General features: G+C 56.6%; 6 protein-coding genes. 3 read left to right on the top strand and 3 right to left on the bottom strand.

Annotated features, from left to right (window positions below):
* Together VGE80_RS18405 and VGE80_RS18410 are read right to left on the bottom strand one after the other, a co-directional pair.
* On the bottom strand, positions 1 to 1,595 hold a 1,595-nt coding region (locus VGE80_RS18405), incomplete at its 3' end, for a hypothetical protein (RefSeq protein WP_440593679.1).
* A 314-nt stretch (positions 1,596 to 1,909) separates the two neighbouring features.
* A complete protein-coding gene (locus VGE80_RS18410) occupies positions 1,910 to 2,710 on the bottom strand; it encodes a trypsin-like serine peptidase (RefSeq protein WP_440593680.1) in 801 nt (266 codons plus the stop codon).
* Between the two features lie 414 nt (positions 2,711 to 3,124).
* Between VGE80_RS18410 and VGE80_RS18415 the strand changes: the two genes are divergently transcribed.
* The 3 genes from VGE80_RS18415 (at position 3,125) to VGE80_RS18425 (ending at position 6,783) form a co-directional block, all read left to right on the top strand.
* Positions 3,125 to 4,297, top strand: coding sequence for an isocitrate/isopropylmalate dehydrogenase family protein (locus tag VGE80_RS18415; protein WP_373649227.1), 1,173 nt, complete (start codon positions 3,125 to 3,127; stop codon positions 4,295 to 4,297).
* Between the two features lie 115 nt (positions 4,298 to 4,412).
* Positions 4,413 to 5,498 (top strand): tetraacyldisaccharide 4'-kinase, encoded by a 1,086-nt coding sequence (lpxK, locus tag VGE80_RS18420; protein WP_440593681.1) that lies wholly within the window; start codon positions 4,413 to 4,415, stop codon positions 5,496 to 5,498.
* Between the two features lie 97 nt (positions 5,499 to 5,595).
* Complete coding sequence (locus VGE80_RS18425) at positions 5,596 to 6,783, top strand: molybdopterin-dependent oxidoreductase (RefSeq protein ID WP_440593682.1); 1,188 nt, start codon at positions 5,596 to 5,598, stop codon at positions 6,781 to 6,783.
* A 145-nt stretch (positions 6,784 to 6,928) separates the two neighbouring features.
* Here VGE80_RS18425 and VGE80_RS18430 read toward each other — a convergent pair.
* On the bottom strand, positions 6,929 to 8,157 hold a 1,229-nt coding region (locus VGE80_RS18430; RefSeq protein WP_440593683.1), incomplete at its 5' end, for a hypothetical protein.

Genomic DNA, 8,157 nt, shown 5'->3' on the forward strand with positions numbered 1-8,157 from the left:
ACATCCGAGATGACATCGATGGCTTCCGGCGCATAAATCTGAACTCGGCCCACCTCAACCTCGACCTTTTCCGGCTCGAGAAGTGGTGCAACCTGATCTTCTTCCTGCCCCGTCGCGTCCCATTCACGCACGGCCGTCACCGTGAGGGTGATTGTTCCCTGAGTCTTTTCCCGCAACCCAACCGTCAGCATCGACTTATCAGGCGAAACATCAAACTGCTTCATCTGATCGCAGATGACATTTTCGATCGTCAGACCTTCCGGAAGTTTGAAATTCAGTTCGAAGACCCCGGCCCGGTCGATCGAGTAATTGAGGATCGATTTCAGTCGCAACTGGTCATCACGGAAGACGAGCTGTGACTGATGATCGACGACCATCCGCGGTTCGACCGGCTTCGCCAGCACGCGTAAGCGAAACTGGAGGCTGTAGTATTTGTAGTAGAGCGAGCCAGGATGCCTGAGCTTCTGATCAATGTCATTTTCGTCAACACGCAGCAACCCTCGCTGTTCTTCAACGGTGAGCGTGAGGTCGCTGGAAGACTTCACCGAGATTGCTCCGCTTTCCCGGATCACGTCCAGCGCGTGAATTCCATATGCGGTCGCTCCATCCTGACCGGCAATATCTAAAGCGTCGTCGGGCAATGCGCGTTCAGTGTGAATCTCGAGAACAATCTTTCCTTCCACTCGGCTGAGCAATTCCACACTGACGATCTGACGATCGTCCTCTTCGCTCGCGTTCCATTCCTTCACACGGGCATCTGAGGTGATGTCGAGTACTCGATGGCCTTTGGGAACGACCAGCTTCAACTTGTCGAGTTGGCCACGCAGGACCTCGTAGGTCAGCCACGCATCCGTATGCACCAAGCCGTCGGCCACGGTAACCTGAGTCAGATTGGTGGCACTGGCGAGAAGTTCCATCTCTGGCTTGGTTCCAATTCGGGGATGCCAGCGAACAGAAATTTTGTCAGTGGAACCGACGGACGCCTTGATACCAGACTGCTTTTCCGCGAGCTCCATGGGCTGTGTGGCCAGGCGGGGCTTCAATTCCAATGCCTGATCTGCCTCTGGAACAATCAGTTCAAATTCGGTGATGCCGACGGGGGGAACTTCCAGCTCAATACTCTTGCCTTCAGGTGCCGATCGAACTCGAGCAGTCAGCTCAAGCTCAACCTTGTGCTCTCCCACTGTCGGAAACAAGAGAGAATAAGTCCCATTTCCCGTCCCGCGAAGCAGCACCTTTCCCGAATCGGAGGTCAACTTCCCAATTGCGGCTTCTCCAAACCTGACCGGAACTTCCGCCCACCCCTTCTCCAACACCTGCACCTTGAACACTGCCGAGATCTGGGCGACATCCTTTTCAACGGTCGCCGAGTAGCTGGCGGACGAGATTACCGCGGCGACGGGAGCCTGCTCTGCCTTTCGCAGTCCGTCGCCAAACGCTTTCTCCCACATGCGGATGTAGTCGGCGTACGGAATCAGGACCGACCCTTCGGGCTTTTCCAGGACCGACTTCAAGCTCTTAAATGGCATGTAAATCAAGCGTTCTGGCGATTTCTCTTTCTCAGAAGCGGGACTTCCAGCATTTTGAGCCGACACGGGTGCGATACCTGAGAACCAGACGCACAGTGTTATTACCAGATGTAAATACCGTGTCGTTTGCATGAGCCTGTCCTTGCGTTCCCTGGGGCGCGAGCTGCTATGCAGCACCGTCAATTTAGGTAACGCCCCATTACCAGGGTAAGTTCAGCAGAAGGGGAGAATGATGTCGAGTCTGCGGATTCGGAAAAGCAGCCAAAATGCACTCTGAACAACGATCAGCCAATTCAGTTCGTTCCTGCAATGCTCTTCGACGTTCGCGACAACGACAAAACTCCCGCCTTTTATCCACATGATTCAGAATGCAACAGCAATCACCTGGCTTGCATCAGTTCGATCGTCTCGTGCAGAAACGCCGCTTGTGTCACAATGGACAGCCCCAATGGCGTGTGAAGCGTGCGTTCTTCAAAAGGAAGCACGGAACGATCCGTCTGCCTGTGCATGCCATGGACGACCCCCACGACCAGGGGGCGGTTGTCGACAACCATCACCACGGGCGCCCCGCTGTCACCGCCGAAAGCCTGATAATCGACGAGCAGAGTCTTCGCCGATTTAACAGGACTGAGCGGATGTGAGGCAATGGAGCCCCGACGCAGGACTGGCCAGCCCGCCTCATTCGCCTCCAGTTTCGCCGGGAAACAGGGAATCCACGTTTCTGCAGCCACGCGCACCGTCCGATCGTGGACTCGCGAGGCATCGGCAATCTGTTCGAGGGAAAACGGCTTCGCATAAACTCCTTCGGGCAAGTCAAACTGCAAGGTGGCAATATCCACGTCGGGGTGGCGAGTCCAAAGCGGCTCTCCCTGGTTCCGAATGGCCAGGCGATGGGGACTTCGCAAATAGGAATCTTCCTGGGCTTTTGTCCGCAACATAATCTGGCATTCGTTGCCCGACATCTGCTCGAAGACATGAGCAGCCGTTGCAAGAATCACTCGCCGGGGCCGATCAGGGTCTGTGGCACTTGAGGCAATCAGAAAGCCGGTCCCGGAATGATCGTCGTCGGTGACCCGAAAGGTGGCCTCCAGCAACTCTTCAATCGGCTCCGTGGCGTCAGCTCTGTACGCGAACGAGATCAGGAGCAGTACCACGAACCGTCGTGCCATCCGTGCAGCCATCGTCAGAACCTCCACTTCCTGGAAGGAGCGTCTGCCAGCGCCAAAAAGACGCCTCCGAACGTGTACCCACATTACTTTTGTAAGACAGGATTATTCAAGTGACACCCGTTGAGATTGTGAACTTGCTCCATGACAAGTGGCTTTTTACCACATTCTCCCCCCCCCTCACCGGCCATGATGATCAAGAAATGTGACCGGCAGGGCCGATGCGATCACTTGCATCGACTCTGCAACTTGTGATAGCGTCGAAGGTTGGTCTGATAAGCCTTCACGTTCGTGTCGAAACACGCGACAGCAACTCGCATTTCCTGTTAGATTTGGTACGGCCATTTCACGGAACGGGTGTCGCAAAGGATGCGGATTGACCGGCCTTTCGCAAACGTTTGTCCTTCTGAGAAAGAATCACCAGGTACTATGCATAACGTCACTCTCATCCCAGGCGATGGTGTCGGTCCAGAAATTGCCGAAGCGACTCGCAAGTGTGTGGAAGCCACAGGCGTCAAGATCAACTGGGACGTGCAAGACTGTGGTATTGAAGTTATTGAAAAGGTCGGAAAAGTACCCGACTCGGTTCTCGCCTCGATTCGCAAGAATAAAGTCGCCCTGAAGGCGCCGATCACCACCCCCATCGGCAAGGGATTCCGCTCGGTTAACGTTTTCCTGCGCCAGGAACTGGGCCTGTTCGCCTGCCTGCGTCCTTGCAAAAGCTTCCCCGGTGTTCGCACCTACTTCAGTGACTCGAATGTCGACCTCGTCGTGGTCCGGGAAAACACCGAAGACCTCTACGCTGGCGTCGAATTTCAGTCTGGCCTTCCTGCCACCGCAGAATTGATTCAGGCAATCAACAAGGCCACGACGGGCCGCAAGATCAGCACCGGACTGGACACCACCGGTGTGAGCATCAAGCCGATCTCGGTCGAAGGTACCCGGAACATTTCGAAGTTCGCTTTCGACTACGCTGTCAAGCACAACCGCAAGTCGGTCACTTCGGTTTGCAAAGCGAACATCATGAAGTTCACCGATGGTCTCTGGTACGATGAATCTCGTGCCGTTGCCGCATCGTTCAATGCCAAGTTCGAACAGCCAGAACTGAAGTCGAAGAGCGACCCAACCCTCGATGGCAAGGTTCCAGACGGTAGCAAGGTTACCTACATGGAACGCCTGATCGACAACATGTGTATGCAGCTCGTGCAGAAGCCCGAGCTCTACGACGTCATTCTGCTTCCCAACCTGTACGGCGACATCCTCAGCGACCTGTGTGCTGGTCTCGTCGGCGGTCTCGGCGTTGCCCCAGGCGCCAACTACGGTGCAGATGCGGCCATCTTCGAAGCAACCCACGGCAGTGCTCCCAAGTACAAGGGCCAGAACAAGGTCAACCCAACCGCCTTGATTCTGTCCGCCAAGCTGATGCTGGATCACCTCGGAGAAACCAAGGCCGCCGACCGACTGGAAAAAGCCGTCGCCCAGGTCATCGCCGAAGGCAAGGACGTTACCTACGACCTCAAGGCAAGCCGGACCGATCCTACCGCCGTTGGCACCAGCCAGATGGCCGATGCGATCTGCCGGAAGATCGCTGAATTGGCCTGACAGGATGCTAACGTCAGTCCAGAACATTGAGTGTCACTGGCGTGCGATTTCGCACGCCAGTGCTCTTTCTGGCTCATCACAGGATCCTTAGCTGGCAGGATTCGAGAATTTTTCCATGGATGAAGCGGCGCTGCACGAATTGCTCTCTGGCCGCCGTGCTGGCCCAGTCGCCTCCCTGCTTCGGGGTGGATTAACACTCGCTTCATCAGCGTACTCCGCAGTGATGACGGTGCGCAATACAGCGTACGACCAAGGCTGGCTCAAGACCCATCGCGTCTCTGTCCCGGTCATCAGTCTGGGCAATATCACCACAGGCGGAACGGGAAAGACCCCCACCGCAGCCTGGCTTGCGAATTGGCTGCGTGCCTGCGGTCGCCGCCCGGGATTGCTCAGCCGTGGGTATCGCGCACTCAGCCCCACCGACCAAAGCAACACAGGCGACCCGCCCCCGTGCGGAAATGACGAGAAACTGGTCCTCGACCGCCTTTGCCCGGAAGTCCCTCACTTACAGCAGAAGGACCGTGTGGGATCCGCCAGACGAGCCGCTCAGGAATTCGGCTGTGACGTCCTCTTACTCGATGACGGGTTCCAGCACCGGCGACTGGATCGCGACCTGGACCTCGTCCTTATCGATGCCCTGCAGCCTTGGGGCTACGGATATCCGTTACCCCGTGGACTCCTGCGAGAACGGCAAACCGGCTTATCACGAGCTGATTTGATCCTGATTACCAGAGCGAATCAGTGTTCGAAACACGATCTCGCAACTCTTCGATCCGAACTGCAGCGCCTGTGCCCCGGTACTGCTTGCATCGATCTGGCCTTCAAGCCAACGCAAGCGGTGGATCTCCACTGGCAGGCCCATCCGTTGAGCACACTTAAGGACAAGAACTGCATCGCATTTTGCGGGATTGGCAACCCCAAAGGGTTCGAGCAGACAGTCTCGTCGATTGAAACGAACTGCAAACAGTTCCGTCACTTCGCAGACCACCACCACTACTCGCGAAACGACCACCTTGAACTCGAACAACTGGCGGCCACTGTCGGTGCAGATGTCGTGCTGACGACGCAGAAAGACCTTGTGAAGATTGCTGCGGACCAGTGGAAGGGCCCTCCATTACTTGCCATCGAAATCGGACTTGAGTTTCTTGCTGGCCAGGACCTTCTGGAAACGCGATTGCGGCAAATCCTCCCCTCGACTTAATGATCGCAACCCCGAAGAGTGTCTAGGTAAAACCTTCGGATACACGTACAATCGGGAACACCGGTTTGATTTCAATTGCCCTACGAGGAGCCACACCATGTTGTCACAACTCAGTCGTCGCGATTGCCTGAAATGGGGAAGCACCGGCATCGGCCTGTACCTGATTGGATCCAACTCTCCGCAGTGGCTTGCGGCACAGCAGGTCCCTCCTGACCACCAGTTGATCGTCAGGACGGAAACGCCCCTCAATGCAGAGCCTTCACTGGATAAATTGCTCGAACACTGGATCACCCCGACAGCGGCCTTCTTCATCCGCAACCACGGGACTGCCCCCAAAATCGATGCGAAGGGATACAAACTGACCATCGACGGTCTGGTTGAGAAGCCTCTCACCCTCGGACTGTCAGAACTGACTGAACAATTCGGACTGCACTCGGTCACAGCGACACTGACTTGCTCGGGGAATCGGAGAACCGAGTTCAATCGAGTCAAGAAGGTTCCTGGCGTACAGTGGGATGCTGGTGCCATCGGCAACGCCGAATGGCGCGGATCACGCTTGTCAGACGTACTGAAAAAAGCAGGAATCAAGCCCGGAGCCAAACACGTCTGGTTCGAAGGCCTGGACGAGATTACCGAGAAGGGAGAGACCTTCCCATTCGGTGGCTCGATTCCTCTCGAGAAAGCTCTGGCAGACACACCCGCAGCTCCAGGCTGCCTGCTGGCCACAATGATGAACGGAAAGCCTCTCACCACCGAACACGGCTACCCGCTTCGCACAATTGTTCCGGGCTTTATTGGCGCCCGTAGCGTCAAATGGCTCTCCAAAATCACCGTTAGCGATCAGCCTTCGCCCAACCACTATCTGGCCCACGCGTACAAGGTGATCACGGAAGACACCCCCGCAGCAGTCGACGCGGCGCCTCCGATCTACGAATACCCGCTGAACTCGATCATCTGCTCTCCCGCGCCGAACGCGATGGTTTCCGGAGAGCGTCTGACCGTTCGCGGCGTTGCACTATCCAGCGGCCGTACCGGCACCCGGATTAAGACGGTTGAAGTTTCGGCAGACGGCGGTAGTACCTGGCAGTCGACCAGGATCACCTCGCCCATCCGTGACTTCTGCTGGCTTCACTGGTCCGTCGAAGTTCCACTGACCCCACAGACGCAAAGCCTCCTTGTTCGTGCGGTGACGACTGACGACGAATCACAACCGCAGGAGACTCCCTGGAACATGAAAGGTTATCAGTACAACGGTTGGCACAAGGTCGACCTCAAAGTGAGCTGACCTGCAGTTGACTACCCTCGCTTGGGTCGCTGACACAGCCCCGCCGCATCGTTCCCATACCGATGTCGCGGGGCTGTGTTCATTTCCGGGCAGCTAAGCCCACTGATTGATGGGAAAGCTGTTCTTGCTTACCCACGCGACCAGTCTACGCGTCACTCAACGCAAACGTTCGTCGGAACCATCGCTGAAACCGGGCCAGCAGCGGCTGCGGTTCAATCTGGATGCGGGCGCGACTCACCATTCCGGGCAGGGGTAGATTCTCTTGTTTGGGCAATTGAACTCGAGCCTGATACCACGTCCCGTAGGGCCTGATCGTTCCGGTGGATGCTAGACGAGTCGGCAGGTTCGCCCGCTGGACGAGATTCGGGGGAACACGGTCAAGATCCAGTTCCGCCAACTCCGTGATTTCCCCGTCGAGTGTTGCTGCCGGCGATGACGCTGACTCGATTCGCACTTGCTGCCCCACGCGTACGAAGGGAAAGTCTTCCTGACTGATCAGCAGCATCGCCACCAGGTCCGTACGGTCCCCGATCAGACAGACAGTCGTTCCCGCTCGTAAAAAACAGTGACGATTGCGATCATCAAGGGGAGAACCAGACCAGAAAGGGAGGGCATCGGAGGTTACTCGAGGTGCCGGGGAGGGTGCTATCACAGACCCCGCTCGCGGTGCACGAAGGACAAGTCGCTCAGCATCCTTCGTTCTGCGATCGTACTGCTGTTTCAGATCCTGATAGGCTTCGCGAACGATCGGAATTTGAGCGGCAATGGTCGCATCCTGGACTCGACGGCGTTCCAGTTGTTCCAGTCGGACTCGACATTCCTCGCTCTCACCATGTAGTCGTGCGAGCTCTCGTTCCAACCTCGGGTCAACCAGCCACGCGACCTCCTGCCCCGCCCCAACCTCTGTACCGACGGCGATGCTGTTTACCAGAGTTCCTTCCGCCGTGACATAAACCCGCGCTGCGTCATTCATTTCACAGGAAGCGAACGAATTGATCCACGCAGGCAGGGGCATCAGAAACAGCCAGGCGAAAGCCAGGGCCGTCGCACCGGTCCTGGCAACAAAACGCCCCCAATTAACTCGGCTTCGTTGCGCAGGCTGCTGAATCCATCGCAGCAACTGAAGTGGGGGCAAAAGAAACGTCATGCCCAGCATCAGTCCCCCAAGCACGTGCACCACGGGGGCGAGCCCGTGTGGTTTTAACCAACTCTGTAGAAACCAGAGAATCGAGAACGTCAGAAAGAGGCGGTAAGCAATCGATGCCGCTCCATAAATGAATAGCCCCCACTCCTGCGCGCTCGATGCATTCCGTGGAGGCTGATCACAGAGTCCCAAGTACCAGTTTCCTAAACGACGGCGAACCGTTTCGGCCG

This window comes from Schlesneria sp. (genome assembly GCF_036405755.1).
Classification (GTDB): Bacteria; Planctomycetota; Planctomycetia; order Planctomycetales; family Planctomycetaceae; genus Schlesneria; species Schlesneria sphaerica.